Origin of the sequence: Pseudonocardia sp. McavD-2-B (assembly GCF_024124365.1) — a bacterium.
Lineage (GTDB): Bacteria > Actinomycetota > Actinomycetes > Mycobacteriales > Pseudonocardiaceae > Pseudonocardia > Pseudonocardia alni.
The window spans coordinates 1-19,395 of the sequence record NZ_JAMXSG010000086.1 but is presented as its reverse complement, the minus strand read 5'-3'; the positions used below and the strand labels follow the sequence as shown (position 1 = coordinate 19,395).

18 protein-coding genes are annotated in these 19,395 nt (G+C 74.9%); 13 read left to right on the top strand and 5 right to left on the bottom strand.

What is annotated here, in order from left to right:
* The coding region (locus tag NH602_RS13750; RefSeq protein ID WP_253068027.1) for a PQQ-binding-like beta-propeller repeat protein at positions 1 to 1,461 on the top strand (1,461 nt) is incomplete at its 5' end.
* On the opposite strand, the gene NH602_RS13745 is transcribed toward NH602_RS13750, so the two are convergent.
* Entirely contained in the window at positions 1,446 to 3,071 is a 1,626-nt protein-coding gene (locus tag NH602_RS13745; protein ID WP_073577236.1) for a long-chain fatty acid--CoA ligase, read from the bottom strand. The genes NH602_RS13750 and NH602_RS13745 overlap by 16 nt on opposite strands.
* Positions 3,072 to 3,422: 351 nt before the next feature.
* On the opposite strand from NH602_RS13745, the gene NH602_RS13740 reads away from it, so the two are divergent.
* From NH602_RS13740 to NH602_RS13710, 7 genes are all read left to right on the top strand, one after another.
* Entirely contained in the window at positions 3,423 to 4,106 is a 684-nt protein-coding gene (locus NH602_RS13740) for an ANTAR domain-containing protein (protein WP_073577313.1), read from the top strand.
* An 88-nt stretch (positions 4,107 to 4,194) separates the two neighbouring features.
* Positions 4,195 to 5,460, top strand: a complete 1,266-nt coding sequence (locus NH602_RS13735; protein ID WP_073577314.1) for a S8 family serine peptidase — start codon at positions 4,195 to 4,197, stop codon at positions 5,458 to 5,460.
* Complete coding sequence (locus NH602_RS13730; protein ID WP_253068026.1) at positions 5,457 to 5,687, top strand: hypothetical protein; 231 nt, start codon at positions 5,457 to 5,459, stop codon at positions 5,685 to 5,687. The genes NH602_RS13735 and NH602_RS13730 overlap by 4 nt, the downstream gene beginning before the upstream one ends.
* Positions 5,688 to 5,908: 221 nt before the next feature.
* Positions 5,909 to 6,118, top strand: coding sequence for a hypothetical protein (locus NH602_RS13725; RefSeq protein WP_253068025.1), 210 nt, complete (start codon positions 5,909 to 5,911; stop codon positions 6,116 to 6,118).
* Between the two features lie 35 nt (positions 6,119 to 6,153).
* Positions 6,154 to 7,359 carry a CoA transferase gene (locus NH602_RS13720; RefSeq protein WP_073577239.1) on the top strand — a complete coding sequence of 402 codons (1,206 nt, stop codon included), beginning with the start codon at positions 6,154 to 6,156 and terminating at the stop codon, positions 7,357 to 7,359.
* A gap of 9 nt (positions 7,360 to 7,368) precedes the next feature.
* Entirely contained in the window at positions 7,369 to 7,818 is a 450-nt protein-coding gene (locus NH602_RS13715) for a VOC family protein (RefSeq protein ID WP_253068024.1), read from the top strand.
* 253 nt (positions 7,819 to 8,071) lie between these two features.
* Positions 8,072 to 9,382 (top strand): HNH endonuclease signature motif containing protein, encoded by a 1,311-nt coding sequence (locus tag NH602_RS13710; protein ID WP_253068023.1) that lies wholly within the window; start codon positions 8,072 to 8,074, stop codon positions 9,380 to 9,382.
* 59 nt (positions 9,383 to 9,441) lie between these two features.
* Here the strand turns inward: NH602_RS13710 and NH602_RS13705 are convergent, their stop codons facing one another.
* The gene (locus NH602_RS13705; protein WP_374210168.1) at positions 9,442 to 11,505 is read right to left on the bottom strand and encodes a glycosyltransferase family 39 protein; all 2,064 of its coding nucleotides are present in this window, start codon (positions 11,503 to 11,505) and stop codon (positions 9,442 to 9,444) included.
* Between the two features lie 128 nt (positions 11,506 to 11,633).
* Here NH602_RS13705 and NH602_RS13700 point away from each other — a divergent pair, with 128 nt between their 5' ends.
* Complete coding sequence (locus NH602_RS13700) at positions 11,634 to 12,326, top strand: DUF899 family protein (protein ID WP_100878256.1); 693 nt, start codon at positions 11,634 to 11,636, stop codon at positions 12,324 to 12,326.
* On the opposite strand, the gene NH602_RS13695 is transcribed toward NH602_RS13700, so the two are convergent.
* Positions 12,311 to 12,925: a TetR/AcrR family transcriptional regulator gene (locus tag NH602_RS13695; protein ID WP_226350569.1), complete on the bottom strand. Its 615-nt coding sequence runs from the start codon at positions 12,923 to 12,925 to the stop codon at positions 12,311 to 12,313. The genes NH602_RS13700 and NH602_RS13695 overlap by 16 nt on opposite strands.
* A 77-nt stretch (positions 12,926 to 13,002) precedes the next feature.
* Here NH602_RS13695 and NH602_RS13690 point away from each other — a divergent pair, with 77 nt between their 5' ends.
* The gene (locus NH602_RS13690) at positions 13,003 to 14,130 is read left to right on the top strand and encodes a nitronate monooxygenase family protein (RefSeq protein WP_253068022.1); all 1,128 of its coding nucleotides are present in this window, start codon (positions 13,003 to 13,005) and stop codon (positions 14,128 to 14,130) included.
* Complete coding sequence (locus NH602_RS13685; RefSeq protein ID WP_253068021.1) at positions 14,127 to 15,665, top strand: acetyl-CoA acetyltransferase; 1,539 nt, start codon at positions 14,127 to 14,129, stop codon at positions 15,663 to 15,665. The genes NH602_RS13690 and NH602_RS13685 overlap by 4 nt, the downstream gene beginning before the upstream one ends.
* A 45-nt stretch (positions 15,666 to 15,710) precedes the next feature.
* On the opposite strand, the gene NH602_RS13680 is transcribed toward NH602_RS13685, so the two are convergent.
* Positions 15,711 to 17,015 carry an aspartate aminotransferase family protein gene (locus NH602_RS13680; RefSeq protein WP_253068020.1) on the bottom strand — a complete coding sequence of 435 codons (1,305 nt, stop codon included), beginning with the start codon at positions 17,013 to 17,015 and terminating at the stop codon, positions 15,711 to 15,713.
* 31 nt (positions 17,016 to 17,046) lie between these two features.
* Positions 17,047 to 17,511, bottom strand: coding sequence for a CinA family protein (locus NH602_RS13675; RefSeq protein ID WP_073577245.1), 465 nt, complete (start codon positions 17,509 to 17,511; stop codon positions 17,047 to 17,049).
* A gap of 135 nt (positions 17,512 to 17,646) precedes the next feature.
* On the opposite strand from NH602_RS13675, the gene NH602_RS13670 reads away from it, so the two are divergent.
* A complete protein-coding gene (locus NH602_RS13670) occupies positions 17,647 to 18,381 on the top strand; it encodes a MerR family transcriptional regulator (RefSeq protein WP_179762256.1) in 735 nt (244 codons plus the stop codon).
* 140 nt (positions 18,382 to 18,521) lie between these two features.
* Positions 18,522 to 19,395 (top strand): thermonuclease family protein (locus tag NH602_RS13665; RefSeq protein ID WP_253068019.1); only part of this gene is annotated, 874 nt, incomplete at its 3' end.

Below are 19,395 nucleotides of genomic sequence, written 5' to 3'. Positions count from 1 at the left end.
ACCAGCGGCGCGGCCGTCTCGGTCGCCCGCGGCCACGCCGGCCCGGTGACCGCGCTGACCGCGACCGGCCAGGGCACCGTCGTGTCCGGCGGGGTGGACGGCACGCTGCGGTCCTGGGACCCGGCGACCGGGGCCCCGCTGGGACTGCTGGAGGGCGGGCCCGCCGTGGTCGCCGTGGTGGTGCCGGCGGCAGGGCAGCTGCTCGCGGCCACCGCCGACGGTGCGCTGCACGTGTTCGCGCTGGTCGACGGGGTGCCGCAGGACGCGGTGCGGCTCGACGTCCCCGGCGACGGCGTCGCGGTCACCGCGGCCGCGTGCGCCGGTGAGGGCCGGGTCGTCGTCGGGCGGGTGGACGGGACCGTGCAGCTCGTCCCGACCACCGGACCCGGCCAGGTCGCCGAGCTCGCCGGGCACGGCGCCGCGGTGCGGGCGGTCACCGCCGACGCCGCGGGCACCGTCGTCGCGACCGGGGACGACCACGGCCGCGTCCTGGTCTGGGACCCGGCACGGGCCCGGCCGGGTGCCGGCGGGCACACCGGGGTCTCCCCCGCGGTCGGTGCGGTCGCCGCGAGCACCGGCCTGGTCGTCTCGGCCGGTCGCCGCTCCGACGGGCTGCTCGCGCACGACCCGGCCACCGGCGCGCGTCGCTGGGGCGTCCCGGCCGGTGCGGGCCCGCTGTGGTTCGACCCGTCCGGGACGAGGCTGTTCGCCGTCACCGGGACCGCGACCGTCGAGGAGCGCTACGCGACGACCGGGGTGCGGGCCGGTGCGGTGTCGCTGCCCGGTCGTGTGCTGGCCGGGCGGGGTGCGCTGGTGGTGACCGGTGAGACGGACGGCACGGTCGCCGTGCGCGACGCGCGCAGCGGGCGGGCCTTCCGCACCACCCGGCTGCCGTCGGCACCGCGGGTGGCCGCGCCGACCCCCGGCGGGGCGACGGTGCTGCTCGCCGCGGACGGCCTGCTGGCCTGCTGGCGGCCCGCCGCGGCGGAGGTGGTCACGGTGGCGCTGCCGGCCGGGCTGGTCACCGCCGTCGCCGTCGACGACGACGGCTGCCACGGCGTGGTCTGCGACGCCGACGGCCGGGTGCACGTCTGGCGGGCCGGGTCGGCCGCGGTGACGACGGTGCGCGCCGACGCGGCGCACCTGACCGCGGCCGCCGGTGCGGGCCGGTGCCGCGCGGTGACCGCGGGCTCGGACGGCACGGCGGTGCTGTGGGACCTGACCTCGGCGACGGCGCTCGGCCGGGTGCCGCTGGACGCGCCGCTGACCGCGGTCGCGGTGGGGGGCGGGACGGTGGTCGTCGGCGACGGGTGCGGCGAGGTGCACTGCCTCGACCTGCTCGCCGGGGCCGCCGCGGCCGTCCCGGACGGTGTCATCCCCGAGCAGGGCGGCGCGGCGGTGGTCCCGGCGCCACGCACCGGGACCACGGACCGCGAGGCGGCCGCTCAGCTCAGCGAGTAGCCCTCGAACTTCTCCCGCAGGGTCTTCTTGGAGAACTTGCCGACGCTCGTCTTGGGCACCTCGTCGATGAACTCGACGGCATCGGGGAGCCACCACTTGGCGACCCGGTCGGTCAGGAAGGCGAGGAGCTCGTCGGCGGTGAGGGTCTCGCCGTCCTTCACCACGACGCAGGCCATCGGGCGCTCCACCCAGCGCTCGTGCGGGATCGCGATGACCGCGGCCTCGGCGACCTTCGGGTGCGCCATGATCTCGTTCTCCAGCTCCACCGAGCTGATCCACTCACCACCGGACTTGACCAGGTCCTTGGTGCGGTCGACGAGCTTGACGTAGCCCGAGCCGTCGACGACGGCGACGTCGCCGGTGCGCAGCCAGCCGTCGGAGGTGAACTGCGTGCCGCCGCCCTCGCCGCGGTAGTACTCCGAGGCGATCCACGGGCCCGCCACCTGTACCTCACCGCTGGTGGTGCCGTCCCAGGGCTGCTCGGCACCGGTCTCGGGGTCGGCGATGCGCAGGTCGACGAGCGGGACCGGGGGGCCCTGCAGGGCGCGCACGGTGGCCTTGTCGTCGTCGGACAGGTCGTCGTGCTGGGAGCGCAGCACGCCCAGGGTCGCCACCGGCGAGGTCTCGGTCATCCCCCATCCCTGCAGGACCGGCAGGCCGATCGCGGTGCGGAAGCCCTCCGACATCGACTTCGGCACCGCCGAGCCGCCGCAGAGCAGGATCCGCAGCGACGAGCAGTCGTACTCGCCGAGCTTGGGCAGCAGGCCCATCCAGATCGTCGGGACGCCCGCGGCGACGGTGACGCGGTGGTCCTGGATCAGCGTCAGGACCGCGTCCGGGGTCATGCCGGGCCCGGGCAGCACCAGCGAGGTGCCGGCGAGCAGGCAGCCGTAGGGCAGGCCCCAGGCGTTGGCGTGGAACATCGGGACGACCGGCAGGACCACGTCGCGCTCGCAGAGCCCGACGCCGTCGGCGAACAGGGTCGCGAGCGAGTGCAGCAGCGTCGAGCGGTGCGAGTAGACGACGCCCTTGGGGTTGCCGGTGGTGCCGGAGGTGTAGCACATGGCGGCGGCGGTGTTCTCGTCGGAGACGACGAACCGGCCCGCGAACGGCTCGGCCGCGGCCAGGAGCTCCTCGTAGAGCCGGATGCGCGGGTCGTCGGGGATCTCGGTCGGCGCGCCGTCGTCGATGACGACGACGTGGCGCACCGTGGTCATCCGGTCCACGTGCGGCCAGAACAGGCCGAGCAGGGAGCGCTCGACGAACACGACCTCGTCCTCGGCGTGGTCGGCCACGTAGACGAGCTGGTCGGGGAACAACCGCAGGTTGAGCGTGTGCAGGACCCGGCCGGTGCACGGCACCGCCAGGTACAGCTCCAGGTGCCGGTCGGTGTTCCAGCAGAACGTCCCGACCCGGCCGTCGGCGGAGACGCCGAGGGTGTCGAGCACGGTGGCCAGCCGGCGGGTGCGTACGGCCCACTCGGCGACCGTGGTGGTGCGGACCGTCCCCGCCGGGGTGGCGGTGACGATCTCCTTGTGTCCGAAGTACTGCTCGGCACGGTGGAAGACGTGCGGCAGCGTCAGGGGACGGTCCTGCATCAGACCGAGCATCGTTGCTCCTGGGGGCTTCCGGGGTGGGGTCGACGCGACCCTACCGTAACTCCGGATATGGATTGGACTATCCGGTCACTGCATCCGGGGGTCGCGAACGCGGCGTCCGGAGTAATCGGACACCCGCTGTCAGCAGGCGTGACGCACTGTCCTAACGTTCTTCCCGACGTCCGCGAACCGTCAGGTTCCGGACGCGAGCACGCAGGGTCAAGCAACCGGCCCGGCATCCCGGGGTCCGCCCCGGGAACCGTTTCCGCAGACATCATCTGCCGGACGCGCCGGGCCAGGTCTCCGGTGCCGCTCGCCGCGGCACCCGCCGAACCGTCGCGTTCCGGCGCGGCGGAGGTCGAGATGTTTTCCGGGTCCTCGGACGCGCAGATCCTGCGCGCCTGCTGCGACGATCCCGCGTTCCGTGCCACGCGCTCCCCGTACCTGGTCGTCGACCGGGAGTTCACGGTCGTGGGGGCGAACGCGGCCTTCTGTGCGGCGACCCTGCGCGCGCCCGGCGAGCTGGTCGGCAGGCCGCTGACGGCCGCGCTGCCGGACAACCCGCACCGGCCCGGCGCCGACGGCGTCGCGAGGCTGACGGCGTCGCTGTCGCGGGTGCTGCGCCTCGGGCTGCGCGACCACCTGCCGGTGCAGCGTCACGACGTGCCCGCGGCGACGGGCACGCCCGGCTTCGTCGAACGGGTGTGGGTCACGGTGAACTCCCCGCTGGTCGCCCCGGACGGGCGGGTCATCGGGGTGTTGCACCACATCGAGGACGTCACCGGGTTGATCAGCCCCGGCGCCGAGGGCAGCGACCTCGCCGCCGCGGCGCTGGCCCGCGCCCTGGACACCGAGAACAGTCACCTGCGGGCCCGCTTCTCCCGGCACGTCAGCATCGAGCAGGCGAAGGGGGCCCTCATGGCCCAGCGCGGCTGCTCCGCCGACGAGGCGTTCACCCTGCTGCGCCGGCTCTCGCACGAGACGAACCGGAAGCTGCACGTGGTCGCCGAGGCGCTGCTGGCGGACACGGTCGGGCAGCGGCACTGAGCCGTCACCACCCGTTCGCCCGCAGACCGTGCCGGAGCGCGATCACTGGGGCACGATGGATGGTCACGAGTCGATCGACGGAGGCGACATGGTGGACCCGCACGCGGCCGTCCCGGGCCGGACCGCAGGCACGCTGACCGGCCGGTACCTGCTGGTGCTCAGCGACGAGCTGCTGGCCGACCACGACACGGCCCGCTCGGCGGTGGCGGAGCTGACCGGCCTGTCCGAGGTGACCAGCAGCCGCGACGACACCCCGGGGGTCCACCCGACGCTGTTCGCCCGGCTCGGCGTCGCCGTCGCCGAGCTGGACCCGGCCCGGCTGCGCACCGTGCGGGCCGACCGCCGGGTGCTGTCGGTGGAGCCCGAACGCGTGCTGCGCGCCCTGTCCCGGCCCGGGCTGAGCGCCGACTACCTGCGCGGGTTCGCCGACGCGGCGGGCTTCCTGGCCGAGCGCGCCGCCGCGTCGGAGACCGCCGACGCGCCCGCCGCGGCCCGGTTCGCCGACAACGACCAGGTCACCTGGGGACTGCAGGCCACCGGCGCGGACGTCGCCGCCGAGACCGGCGCCGGGATCACCGTCGCCGTCCTCGACACCGGCCTCGACCTCGGCCACCCCGACTTCGCCGGGCGGCAGATCGAGTCGCGCTCGTTCGTCGACGGCCAGGAGGTCGCCGACGTGCAGGGGCACGGCACGCACTGCATCGGCACCTCGTGCGGGCCGCTCGCCCCCGGTTCGGGACGCCGCTACGGCATCGCCCACGAGGCGAGGATCCTGGTCGGCAAGGTGCTCGGTGACGACGGCTCCGGCACCGACGCCGGCATCCTCGAGGGCATCGAGTGGGCGATCTCCTCCGGCGCGCAGGTCGTCTCGATGTCGCTGGGCGCGGACCTCGACGAGGTCTCCGCCGCCTACGAGAACGCCGGGCGGCGCGCGCTCGACGCGGGCACCCTGATCGTCGCCGCGGCCGGCAACAACGCCGAGCGCTCGACCGGGAACGTCGGCTTCGTCGGCGTCCCGGCGAACAGCCCGTCGATCATGGCGGTCGCCGCGGTGGACGCCGCGCTGGCCATCGCCGACTTCTCCGCGGCGAGCTCCGCGGTCGAGGGCGGGCAGATCGACATCGCCGGTCCCGGTGTGGACGTCTACTCGTCGTGGCCGATGCCCCAGCGCACCAACACGATCTCGGGCACCTCGATGGCCACCCCGCACGTCTCCGGGATCGCGGCGCTGTGGTCGCAGCGCACCGGCGCCCGCGGGCGCGACCTGTGGACCCAGCTCACGCAGGCCGCCCAGCGGCTGCCGCTGCCCTCGGGCGACGTCGGCGCGGGCCTCGTCCGGGCCCCGGGCCGATGAGCACGACCGGGAGGCTGCTGGTGTCGGTGGCCGACGGGCACGTCGCCGACGACGTCGCGCAGGCCTGCGCGGCCGCCGGACTGCAGGTGGAGAAGGTGCTCACGGGGGTCGGGGTGGTCGTCGGGACGTGCGACGACCCGGACGCCCTGCGGGTGGTCACCGGGGTCGCCGCGGTCGAGCCGGACCGCGAGGTCCACCTCGACCGCGATCAGCCGGGACCCGCGTAATCGGTCGACGCGCAGCCCGTATGTCCGATACGGTGATGCCAGTCGATCGCGCCCGGTGACACGCCGGCCGCGACGAACTGCCCGGACCGTCCCCGGGAGGCGCCCACCCGGCGCCCCGGCCACGGCCGGTGCCACCGACCCCGTACCGGCACCGCGCGATCCCGCGCGGCGCGGCACCCCGCCGCGTACCGGACACCACCTCGACCGAAACGACCATTCCTGTGCAGGCCTCCGTCCACCCACCCGTCACCGACCCCACCGTTCGGGGCGCCGTCGACCGGCTCACCGCCGAGTTCGCCGGCCGTTTCTCCCCCGACCTCGTCGACAACGTCGTGCGCGGCTCCCGCCGCGACCTCGACGTCGTCTCCGCCGCAGCGCTCCCCGAGATGGTCGAGCGCCTGGCCCGTCAGCGGCTGATCGAACACCTCTGATCCGTCCGGCCGCATCGCCGGGCAGGATGGTCGCCATGTCGCGTCCGCTGTCCGGTCTGCACGTCGTCGAGTGCGCGAGTTTCGTCGCCGGTCCCACCGGTGGCATGACGCTCGCGCAGCTCGGGGCCTCGGTCATCCGCATCGACCCGCTCGGGGGCGGCCCCGATCACGGTCGCTGGCCCGCCGCCGGGCACGGTACCGGCGACTCCTACTACTGGGCCTCGCTGAACAAGGGCAAGCGCTCGATCAGCATCGACCTGCGCTCCGACGAGGGCCGCGAGCTCGTCCTGGGCCTGGCGACGGCCCCGGGCCCGGACCGCGGTGTCCTCGTCGACAACGTCGTGGGCCGCCGCTGGATGGCCAACGACGCGCTCGTCGCGCGTCGACCGGACCTGGTGCACGTGCGCGTGCAGGGCTACCCGGACGGCCGGCCCGCCGTCGACTACACCGTCAACGCCGAGGTCGGGATCCCGCAGATCACCGGTAGCGAGGAGGGCGCGGCCCCGGTCAACCACGTACTGCCCGCGTGGGACCTGGTCACCGGCATGTCGGTCGCGACTGCCGTGCTCGCCGGGGTGTACCAGCGCTCCCGTACCGGCGCCGGGGTGTACTCCGAGATCGCGCTGTCCGACGTGGCGCTGGCCGGCGTCGCCAACCTGGGCTGGCTCTCCGAGGCCGACGAGCGCGGGCACGAGCGGCCCCGGCACGGCAACCACGTCTACGGCAGCTTCGGCGTCGACTTCGCCTGCTCCGACGGGAACCGGGTGATGGTCGTCGCGCTGACCCCGGCCCAGTGGAACGCGCTGGTGTCGGTCACCGGGACCGGTGACGTGTTCGCCGCACTGGAGCCCGCCCTCGACGCCGATCTGACCTCGGAGACCGAGCGCTACCGGCTGCGCGAGACGATCGCGGCGGTGCTGCGGCCGTGGTTCGCCGCGCGCGACTCGGCGACCGTGGAGTCCGAGCTGAACCGGGCCCGCGTGCTGTGGGGCCGCTACCAGGGGATGACCCACGTCGTCGCCGAGCACCGCGCCGGAGGGCACCCGCTGCTCGCCGATCTGGCGCTGCCCGGTGGCGCCACCGGTATCACCGCGCGCTCGCCGATCCGGTGGGACGCCGACCACGGTGACCCCGGTGCCGCCCCCGAGCTGGGCCGGGAGACCGACGAGGTACTCGCCGACGTCCTCGGTCTCGACGAGCGCACCATCGGCGGGCTGCACGACCGCGGCGTCGTCGGGTAGAGAATCCCCGTGACCGACGCACAGCTGACCGAGGCGCGGTGGACCCACGTCGCGCTGCCCACCGGCGACCTCGCCGCCGCCATCGACTTCTACACGACGATGACACCCCTCACCGTCGTCGAACGCTTCTCCGACGACGCCGGGCGGAGCGCCTGGCTGTCCAACGCCGGTCAGGTGGAGACACCGATGGTGCTGGTCCTGGTGTCGTTCGACGCCGAGCAGGGTGGCGAGCTGGGGCTGCTGCGCCCCTTCGCCCACCTGGGGATCGAGGTGCCGACCCGCGACGACGTCGACGCCGCCGCCGACCGGGCCCGGGACGCGGGGTGCCTGCACTGGGAGCCGCGGCAGATGCCGGGGCCGGTGGGGTACATCTGCGCGCTGACCGATCCGGACGGGAACGTCGTGGAGTTCTCGTACGGGCAGAAGGTGTTCACCTCGGTGCGGGAGAAGTGGGGCTGAGGCCCCGGGGTTCGCGTGGGGCCCGGTCGGGCCCACCGTCGGGGCCGACGACGAACGGGGTGATGCGCGATGTCCACTCGGGACGTCGGGTGATCCCGTCCCCCGCCACCTGGCCGGCGGTCGTCGTGCCGTCCAGGTGAGAACCGGTATTCAGGTGCTTCCCTCTCGTGCCGGATACATCACCCCAGCTCAGAGATTCGCGATAGCGAACGAAAACTAGCTATCGAACACATGTTCGAGTATTGTCGACGGTGTGACCGCCACCCATGAACCACCCGCCCACGCCACCGGCGTGCTCGCAGGCGGGTTCCCCTCGGGTGACCTCACCCTGCTCCGGTTCCACCTCGACCACGCCCTCGCCGCCGACACCTCCACGTTGTCCGAAGCCGAGCTGATCGACCAGATCCAGGAGATCGAGACTCTCCGGGCTTCCCTCGCCGCCCTGCAGACGGACCGGATCCGCGCCTTCGCCCAGGCCCATGTCGACAGCCACCGCGTCGACGACCGGATCGACGTCGACAAGATCCATCGCAGCGTCGTCGCCCAGATCCAACTGGCCTGCCGGGCCTCCACCACCGAGGCCCGCACCCGCGTCGCCGACGCCCGCGACCTGCACGCCGGGCTCGACGACGTCCGGCGCCTCCATGAGACCGGGCAGTTCAGCGCCGCCAAGGTCACCGCGATCGCCGTCGAATGCCGCGACCTCGACACCACCCAACGCGCGCGGATCGACGCCCGGCTCGCCGCCGTGCACGACCTCACCCGCTACGGCATCGGCCGCCTGCGGGCGATGACCCGGCGTCTGGTCGCCGAGATCGCCCCCGACCGGTTCCGCGCCCGCGTCCATGCCGCCCGGGTCGAGCGCCGGGTCACCCTGCGGCCCGCGCCGGATGCGATGAGCTACCTGACCGCGTACGTGCCGGTCGAACAGGGCGCCGCCTGCCTGGCCGCGCTGCAGAAGGCGTTCGTCGAGATCCAGGTCGACCCGCGGCCCCTGACCCGCACCCGCGGACAGGTCCTCGCCGACACCCTCGTCGAACGCGTCACCGGCCAGGCCACCGCGACCGCCGTGAACCTCGAAGTCCAGGTCACCGTCCCGATCCAGGCCCTGCTCGACCCACGGTCCCCGCTACCTGCCGAGTTCCCCGGCCTGGGGCCCGTCCCGGCCGACCTGCTCGCGAACCCCGAGGGGACGAAGTCCCTGCGCCGCCTGCTCACCGACCACGGTCTGGTCATCGGCGGCGACTCCCGCAGACGCACCTTCACCGGACTCCTCGCCACCCTCGTGAAAGCACGCGCGGAGAACCGGTGCACCGAGCCCTACTGCGACGCACCCGTCCGCCACCTCGACCACATCCGGCGGGATGCCGACGGCGGACGCACTGAGCTGGAGAACGGGCGCGGAGTGTGCGAGTTCCACAACCACGTCCGCGAACAACTCGGGTGGCAGGTCTTCCGCGCTCCGGACGGCATCGTGGTCACCGTCACCCCGACCGGACACGGCTACTGCGGTCCGACACCACAACCGCCACCGCCCGCACCACCACCGCGCGCACCGACCTGACCTCGACGCCGCGCGCACCCCACCGATCCGATGGGGTGCGCGAGGTGGTGGCGAGCGTGTCAGGAGGTCGGGGCGGACAGGTCGTAGACGGTCTGACCGCCGACGGTCGTCGCCGTGTAGTGCTCGGCGACCCAGGTCGCGATCCGGCTACTCGTCGAGTCGCTCTGCCCACCGGGGCCGCCGGGCCCACCGCCCTGGCCGCCCGCTACGTAGTAGGCGATCCGGCCCTGCTCCACGTCGGACCGGAACTCGGCGAGGGTGACGGCGGAGTCGCTGCCGGCCCACCCGCCGGTCGACATGACCGCGGTCCCACTCGCCAGCTCCAGCGACGCGGCGGTCTGGGAGGTGGCGACCGCAGCCGCCCAGGTCGTCCCGGACGAGGAGCGGGTCGCGGCGAGCAGCGAGGTCAGCTCCGCCGAGGTCGTGCCGCCGGAGCCGGGCACGCCACCGCCCTGCCCCGGGGCCGTTGCCCCGGCACCACCGAACCCGTCCGCGCCGACGGCCGCACCCGGGCCGGCCGGGCCCGAGCCGGGACCGCCGGACGAACCGGCGGTGGTGCCGAACGAGCTCGACACCGTCCCGACCGAGGGGATGCTGCCGGTGTGCCCGGTCGACGCCGTCGCCACCGCGTACACCCCGGTCCCGAGCATCCCCGCCACCAGCACCGCGACCAGACCGGACCGCACCACCGCTCGCCCCCGGCCGGGCGCGAGCATCAGCCCCGCCGCGACCACCGTGACCGCCCCGACCGGCCGGGACAGCCAGGAGAAGGACTCCGCGCTCACCACCAGCAGCGCGACCGCCCAGCCACCGGTGACGAGCACCGTCGTCGCGGCGACGATCCGCGCCCACCGGGCACCCCGATCCCGCCACAGCGCCGCCCCGCCGACGGCCACCACTCCGGCGAGCCCCGGGGCCAGCGCCACCGTGTAGTACGGGTGCATCGTGCCGCTCATCATCGAGAACACGGCCGCCGTGACGAGCGTCCAGCCACCCCACAGCAGCAGCGCCGCGCGGGTCCGGTCGGTCCGCGGCGCCCGCCGGGTGACCCACAGCCCGGCGACGAGGAGGATCAGCGCGGCCGGCAGCAGCCAGGAGATCTCGTAGGCGAGCTCACCGGTGAACAGCCGCAACGGACCGGCCGAGCCGCCGAAGCCGGTGTTGCCACCACCGCTTCCCCCGCCGGGACCGCCACCGTTGCCGGTGCCGCCGAGCAGCCGGCCGAGGCCGTTGTAGCCCAGCGCGAGCTCGAGCAGCGAGTTCGTCGTCGACCCGCCGATGTAGGGGCGGTCGGACGCGGGCCACAGCTCCACCAGCGCGATGAACCACCCCGCAGAGACGACCATCGCCGCCACCGCGGCGCCCATCTGCACGATCCGGGTCCGCAGCCGCGGCGAGCCGGCGACCAGGTACACCAGCCCGAGCGCCGGGACGACCAGCAGCGCCTGCCCCATCTTCGTGAGGAACGCGAACCCGACCGCCGACCCGGCCGCGACCAGCCACCAGGTGGACGCCCGCACCGAGGCGGCGTCGACGGCGCGCGAGCCGGCCGAGGCCGCGACGACCAGCAGCAGCGTCAGCAGCGCGTCCGGGTTGTCGAACCGCAACATCAGCACCGCCGCCGGGGTCAGCGCCAGCACCGCACCCGCGAGCAGCCCCGCGGCGGGCCCGGCCCACCGCCGCACCGTCGCGTGCAGCAGGGCCACCGCGCCCACACCCATCAGCGCCTGCGGCACGAACAGGCTCCACGAGGAGAACCCGAACAGCCGCGCCGACGCCGTCATCACCCACAGCGCCGCGGGCGGCTTGTCGACGGTGATCGCGTTCCCGGAGTCCAGCGACCCGAACAGCCATGCCTTCCACGACTGCGTCCCGGCCTGCACCGCGGCGGCGTAGAAGTCGTTGGCATAGCCCGAGGCCGACAGGTCCCACAGGTACAGCAACGCCGTCCCGGCGAGCAGGACGAGCAGCCCCGGCCGCGCCCAGCCCGGGTCACCGGCCGGGCCACGCAGCAGGCGGGCCACCCGCCCCTGCGGGACGGCGGGCCGGGCGGCGGTCTCCGCCGGGACGGACGGCGCGCCGGCGCGGTCCCGTCCCGGCCGGACCGGGGTCGCAGTGCTCACGGATGATCTCCTCAGGGGTCGTGGCGGTAGGACCCCACCGTCGACGCCGGCACTGTCGCGATGCTGTCCGGTCCCTGTGCGCGGTCTGTGAGCGATGAGTTCCGGGCGCGACGCCGGTCACGCCTCACATGACCGAGCCGATCACCGCCGCCCTGCCACCCGTCGTCGACACCGCCACCTGGGAGCGCGAGCTCGCCGCGCTGCGCGTCCGGGAGAAGGCCGCCACCCGCGAGCTGGACGCCATCGCCGCCGCCCGTCGCCGGCTGCCGATGGTCGAGATGCCCGACTACGTCCTGCGCGGCGAGAACGGCCCCGTCCGCCTCGCCGAGATCTTCGACGGCCACCCGCAGCTGATCGTCTACAGCCACATGTGGCACGACGGCGCCGTCTGGCAGTGCGGCGGGTGCACGGGGTTCACCTCGCAGTTCACCCGGCTCGCCGGCCTGGAGAAGTTCGACGCCCGCTTCGTGGTCGTCACCCAGGGCCCGATCGACGAGGCGCTGGCCTACCGGCGTCGCGTCGGCAACACCATGGCCTGGTACTCGACGGCCGACAGCAGCTTCGGCACCGACGTCGGCGCCCCACCCGGGGGCGGCTTCGCGGTCAACGTGTTCCTGCGCGACGGCGACCGCGTCTTCCGCACCTGGCACACCGACGGCCGCGGCACCGAGCAGCTGTCCTACCTGTTCCCGCTGGTCGACGTGCTGCCCTACGGCCGCCAGGAGGTCTGGCAGGACTCGCCGGAGGGCTGGCCGCAGGGCCCCACCTACAGCCGGTGGGCCGGGCCGCAGGAGATCGCCGCCGCCTACGGCGAGGGCTGAGCCCGCGCCCGTACCCCGGCCAGGACGGTGTCGACGACCGCCGCCGCGTGACCCCGGGCGTCGTCGCGGGCGGCGAGGTGCGCGGGGGTGGTCGCGACGTGGTTGCGCACCGCCCCCGCGACCAGGTCCGCGACCAGCGCCACCGACGTCCCGGCGGGCAGTTCACCGCGCTCGATGCCGCGGCGCACCATCGTGCGCGCCCCGCGGACGTGCTCGGGGTAGGCGTCGTCGGCGAGCGCGCCCGCGATCTCCGGGACCCGGTGGGAGTCGACGAGCAGCCGTTCGACCAGCCGGCCGTCGTCGCTCGTGGCGAACGCCGTCCACAGCTCGGCGAAGGTCACCAGGTCCTCGCGCAGCGAGCCGGTGTCGATGTCGGCGACGAACCGGGCCCGGTCACGCACCGCCGCCACCAGCAGCGCCGCCCGGGTCGGCCAGCGCAGGTACAGCGACCCCTTCCCGATCGACGACCGGCGGGCCACCTCCTCGAGCGACAGCCCGGACCAGCCTCGCTCGCCGTAGACCTCACGGGCGGCGGCGAGGGCGCGACGGTCGACGTCCGGGTCGCGCGGACGTCCGCTGCGGCGCGACGGCGGGGGCACGGCGGCGATCCTGCCAGACGGTGCTGTGACCACCGACCCACTTCTGGACGGTGTGCGTCCGTAATACGCTCACCGGTGTGATCAGGACAGCGCTGACCGATCTGCTGGGCGTCGAGCACCCGATCGTCGGGTTCAACCGGTCCCCCGCGGTGGTGACCGAGGTGAGCCGCGCCGGCGGGTTCGGGGTACTCGCCGCGGTCTCCTACACCGCCGAGGAGCTCGATGCGCAGCTGACCTGGATCGAGGAGCAGCTCGACGGGCGGCCCTACGGGGTCGACCTGCTCGTCCCGGAGAAGACCGCCGACACCGGGGCCGACCGGGAGGACCTCGTCGCCGCGTTGCGTGCGCAGCTCCCGGCCGAGCACCTCGCCTTCGTCGACGACCTGCTCGACCGCTACGGCATCCCGCGGGTGCCGGTCGACCCCGGGCGCGACGCGATCGCGGCGGGGATGAGCCGGCGCGGCGCCGAGGCCCAGCTCGACGCGGTGTTCGCCCACCGGCCCGCGCTCGTCGCGAACGCGCTCGGCACCGCGCCGCCGCACCTCGTGGAGCGCGCGCACGACGCCGGGATGGCCGTCGCCGCGCTGGTCGGGACCCGCCGGCACGCCGAGCGGCAGCTCGCGGCCGGGGTCGACGTGCTCGTCGCGCAGGGCACCGAGGCCGGTGGGCACACCGGCACGATCGCGACGACGGTGCTCACCCCGGAGATCGTCGATGTCGCCGGGGACCGTCCGGTGCTGGCCGCGGGCGGCATCGCCTCGGGCGACCAGATGGCCGCCGCGCTCGCGCTCGGCGCGGCCGGGGTGTGGTGCGGCTCGGTGTGGCTGTGCAGTGTCGAGGACGTGGCGCCGGAGTCGGTGAAGCGCAAGTTCCTCGCCGCGGGCAGCGGCGACACCGTCCGCTCCCCCGCCCGGACCGGCAAGCCCGCCCGGCAGCTGCGCAGCGCCTACCACGACGCGTGGTCCGCACCCGGCGCGCCGGCGCCGCTGCCGATGCCGCTGCAGCCGCTGCTGACCCTGCAGGCCTGGTCGAGCATCGACGCCGCAGCCGACGCCGGGAACCCCGGCGCCCAGGAGCTGCAGTCGTTCTTCGTCGGGCAGGTCGTCGGCGCGTTCACCGAGCTGCGCGGCGCGGGCGAGATCACCCGGGAGATGGCGCGCGACTGCGAGCACCGCATCGCCGCGCTCGCGGGGCTGGTCCGATGAGCCTCGACCCGCGGACACCCGTCGTCGTCGGGGTCGGGGAGGCCTCCGAGCGGATCGGCGAGCCCGGTTACGCCGCGCTGTCACCGGTCGGGCTCGGTGCCGCCGCGGCCGCCGCGGCGCTCGCCGACACCGGTGCGGACCCGGCCGCGGTGGCGGCGGCGCTGACCGTCGTCGCGGGGGTGCGGCAGTTCGAGATGTCGGTGCCCGGGGCGGTCGCGCCGCTGGGCCGGGCGGACAACTACCCGCGCGCGGTCGCCCGCCGCGTCGGCGCCGACCCGCGGCGAGCGGTGCTCGACGTCGTCGGCGGGCAGTCCCCGCAACGGCTCGTCAGCGAGTTCGCCGGCGCGATCGCCCGCGGGGAGGCCGGGGCGGTGCTGCTCGTCGGGGCCGAGGCGATGTCGACCGTGCGGGACCTGATGTCGCGCCCCGAGGCCGAGCGACCCGACCACGGCGAGCACGTCGGCGGCACGCTGGAGGACCGTGGGTACGGCTCGGAGCTGCGCAGCCCGGTCGCCGAGGCGCACGGCGTGCTCTCCCCCGCCGCCTACTACGCGCTGTGCGAGAACGCCCGCCGCGCCCGGCTCGGCCTCGGCCGGGACGCCCACGCCCACGGGATGGGCGAGCTGTTCGCGCCGTTCACCCGGGTCGCGGCCGGGCACCCGCACGCCGCCGCGCGGCAGGTCCGAACGCCCGAGGAGCTCGTCACGACCGACGACCGCAACCGGATGATCACCGATCCGTACCCGCGGTTCCTCGTCTCGCGCGACCAGGTCAACCAGGGCGCTGCGGTCGTCCTCACCTCGGCCGGCACCGCCCACGACCTGGGGATCGACCCGCAGCGGTGGGTGTTCCTGCACGGCCACGCCGACCTCACCGAGCACGCCGTGCTCGACCGCCCCGACCTGGGCGCCTACCCGGCCGCCGAGGCCGCCGTCCGGCACGCCCTGGACCGCGCCGGGACCGGCGTGGACGACCTCGCCGCGATCGACCTGTACTCCTGCTTCCCGATCGCGGTGTCCTCGGTCGCCGACCCCCTCGGGCTGGCCGCCGACGACCCGCGCGGGCTCACCGTCACCGGTGGGCTGCCGTTCTTCGGCGGGCCGGGGAACGACTACTCGATGCACGCGGTCGCCGAGGTCGTGCGACGCCTGCGGGCCGACCCGGGTACGTACGGCCTGGTCGGCGCGAACGGCGGGTTCCTGTCCAAGTACTCCGCCGGGGTCTACTCCACCCGCCCCGCCCCCTGGCGCGACGACGACAGCGCCGCGCTCCAGGCCCGGCTCGACGCCGTTCCCACCGTCCCGACGACGACCGCCGCCGACGGCGCGGCGACCGTCGAGACCTGGACGGTGCGCCACGACCGCGACGGCAGCCGGCACGCGGTCGTCGTCGGCCGGCTCGACGACGACGGCGGTGCGCGGTTCATCGGGTGCGGTCGCGACGACGAGCTGCCGGAGCTGCTCGCCGGCGACCCGGCCGGGGCGGCGGTACGGGTCCGGCCAGACGGGAAGCTGACGATCGTCACGCCGCGCTGACCGGTGTCCGGACCCCGTGACCGCGAGGTCGCCGAGCGCGAGCCGTCACGTCGCTGCGACGCCGGACCGGCGCACGGCCGCCGTCGAGGGCTGAGCCACCTCCCCCAGGGCCGTGCCGAGGATGTCCACGCCGCGGCGGATCTCGGCCTCGGTCGCGGTCAGCGGCGGCGCGATCCGGAACGTCCCGCCCATGCCGGGCAGCTGCACGATGTTCATGTGCAGCCCCAGCTCGGCGCACCGCGCGGTGACGGCCGCCCCGAGCGCGTCGGTGTCGGAGCCCGCCAGCTCCAGGCCCACCAGCAGGCCACGGCCGCGGACGTCGCCGATCATCCCGGTCGTGCGGGCCAGGTCCCGCAGGCCGTCCTGCAGCAGCGTGCCCAGCTCGCGGGCGCGCAGGTCGAGCCGGTCGCGGGTGAGCACGTCGAGCACGGTGAGCCCGACCGCCGCCGGGAGGGGGTCGTTGACGTGGGTGGTGAAGAACAGGAAGCCGCGCTCGTGCGCGACCTGCTCGATCGCGGCCGTGGTGAGGACGGCGGCGAGCGGCAGGCCCGCCCCGAGCGTCTTCGACAGCGTGAGGATGTCGGGGACCACGCCGTCGCGCTGGTGGGCGTACCAGTCGCCGGTGCGGCACAGACCTGTCTGGGCCTCGTCGAGGATCAGCAGCATGCCGCGCTCGTGGCACTTGTCGCGCAGCGCCGCCAGGTAGCCCGGCGGCAGGTCGACGACCCCGCCGGAGGACAGGACCGGCTCGACGATGCAGGCGGCGAGGCTGCCGACGGACTGGGCGTCGATCAGGGCGAACCCGAGGTCGAGATGGCGGCGCCAGTCGAGCTCCCCGGCGTCGTCGACGAGGTCGGGGCGGTAGCGGTCGGGCACCGGCAGCGCGAAGTTGCCGGGGGCGGCGGGACCGTACCCGGCGCGGCCGGCGACGTAGGTCGCGTTCGCCGCGGCCTGGGTCATGCCGTGCCAGGACCGGGCGAAGGAGACGATCTCGTGCCGGCCGGTGACGAGCTTGGCCATCCGGATCGCGGCCTCGTTGGACTCCGCGCCGGTGGTCAGCAGCATCGCCCGGTCCAGGCCGCCGCCGACCGAGGCGCACAGCCGCTCACACAGCTCCAGCACCGGCCGCGACAGCATCCCGCTGTAGAGGTGGTCGAGCCGTCCGACCTGGTCGCGGACGGTCGCGACGATCTCCGGGTGCGAGTGCCCGAGGATCGCGCTCATCTGCCCGGAGGTGAAGTCGAGCAGCTCCCGGCCGTCCTCGGTGGTGACGGTGCTCCCCTGGGCCCGGGCGATCACACCGGGGGTGAAGCCGCCGCGGCCGGAGTAGCGGATGAGGTGCTCGGTCATGGCCCGAGTGTGGCACCGGCGCTGCGGGCGGTCAGCCCATCCGGTCGACGAGGAACCGCAGTGCCTCCCGGCCCGCCGCGGAACACACCTCGACCGGCTCGCCGGTCAGGACCCGGCGGACGACCTCGGTGTGTGCCCCGTCGGCGACGGCGAGGAACACCGTGCCGGGATCCTGACCGTCCTGCGGATCCGGGCCGCCCGCGCCGGTGAGGGCGACGGCGATGTCCGCGCCGAGCAGCTCGCGCACCCGTTCGGCCATCACCCGGGCCGCGTCGGGGTCGACGACCGGGCCGTCGGGGACGTCCAGCACATCGTGCTTGACCTGCGAAGAGTAGGCGACGAGACCGCCGCGGTACCACTCGCCGGCGCCGCTGGACGCGGCCAGTGCGGCGGACACCATCCCCCCGGTGAGCGACTCGGCCACCGCGACGGTCCGGCCCGCCGACGAGGCGAGGTCGGAGATACGGGCGGCGAGGTCGTCGAGCTCGTTCGGCACCCGGGTGGGCTACCCGAGACGTGGCGGCACAATCCCGCGGCCGGCCCGCCCGGCCCCCGATGCCCACGCGGGACGGTGCGGCGACGGATACGGCAAGGTGGAGCCAGGAGCGGGAATCGGACGAGGGGGACGGTCGTGACCTGGAGCACCCGTGAGGTCGCCGAGTTGGCGGGGACCAGCCTGCGGGCGGTGCGGCACTACCACGACATCGGGCTGCTGGCCGAGCCCGATCGGCGCGCGAACGGCTACAAGCAGTACGGGGTGGCGCACCTGGTGCGGCTGCTGCGGATCAAGCGGCTCGTCGACCTCGGATTCTCGTTGGCCCAGATCTCCGAGATGAACGACGCCGACGCCCACCCGGAGGAGGCCGCCCGCGCGCTCGACGCCGAGCTGGCCGCCACCATCGAGCGGCTGCAGCAGGCCCGCACCGAGCTGGCCCTGATCCTGGACGGTGCCGCGCCCACCGACCTGCCCACCGAGTTCGCCGCGGCCGCCGACCAGCCGATGTCCGAGGCCGACCGGTCGCTCACCCTCGTCCTGCCGCGGGTGCTGGGCTCGGAGCGGCTGCAGGCCGTCGCGGACATGCTGGCCGACGCCCGCCCGGACCCGACGCAGAACCGGTTCGACACGCTCCCGGCCGACGCCGACGAGGCCACCCGCCAGGAGCTCGCCGACCGGATGGTGCCCTACATGCGCGCGCTCTACGAGACCCATCCCGGCCTGGTCGCGCCGAACACCGACGCACCCGTCGGTGAGCAGCGGGCGGAGCAGACCCTGGGCCGGGCGATGCGGGAGCTGTACAACCGCGCCCAGCTCGACGTGCTCGTGCGCGCCGGGAAGGCTCTCGCCGCGGAGCGTGGGGACGGCTGAACCGGGCCCACCGCCGGCGATCATCAGTAGTGGGGATCGGCCCGGCCGACCGATAACGCCCCCGTCCGTTCCGCGATGCGCCGTGTGCACCGTCGGATCGGTCCGATGCGCGCAGGCGCGCACGGGAACAGGGGTGGGTCGTGCTCGGGAAGATGATCGCCGCGGTGGTCGCGGTCACCGCGACCGTCGCGGGTGTGGGGCTCGTGGCGAGCGGCGGGTCGGACCAGGCCGTCGTGACCCGCATCGTCGACGGCGACACGTTCGAGGCGACCCTGGACGGCCGCAGCACCACTGTCCGGCTGCTCAACATCGACACCCCGGAGACCGTCGATCCCGACTCCACCGTCCAGTGCCTCGGCCCGGAGGCGGCCGCCCGGCTCGCCGCGCTCATCCCGGTCGGCAGCACCGTCGACCTGTCCTACGACGACGAGCGCGTCGACGGCTGGGGCCGCACCCTGGCCGGGGTGCACGACACCGGGGGCCGGCTGGTCAACGCCGAGCTCGCCCGGGAGGGACTCGGCACCGCGATGGTGGTCGGCGGCAACGATCGCTACCTCGACGAGGTCACCGAGGCCCAGGAGGAGGCGCGCGCAGCGGGCCGCGGGCTGTACGCGACGACGGTGTCCTGCACCGTCCCCGCGCAGGTGGAGCGGGCCCGCGGCACCGTCGCGGGGCTGGCACAGCGGGCGTCGTCGCCGTCGCCGGACCCGGCGCAGCTCGACGCCGCGGGCCGGGAGGCCGTCGACGCGCTGACCGTGCTGGCGGGGCTGGACGCCGACGTCCGGGCACACCGGGCGGGTGTGGCCTGGGCGGTGCTGTCCGAGCTCGACCGGGCCCGTCTGACCGGGGTCCTCGACACCGCCTCCGACGACGCCCGGACACTGCAGGTCCGTTTCGCCGAGCAGGCCTCGGACGTGCGGGAGGCACAGCGCCTGGCCGCCGAGCAGGCCGAGCGCGACCGCGTCGCCCGGGAGGAGGCGGCCCGCGCCGAGGCCGCCGCCGAGCAGGCGGCCC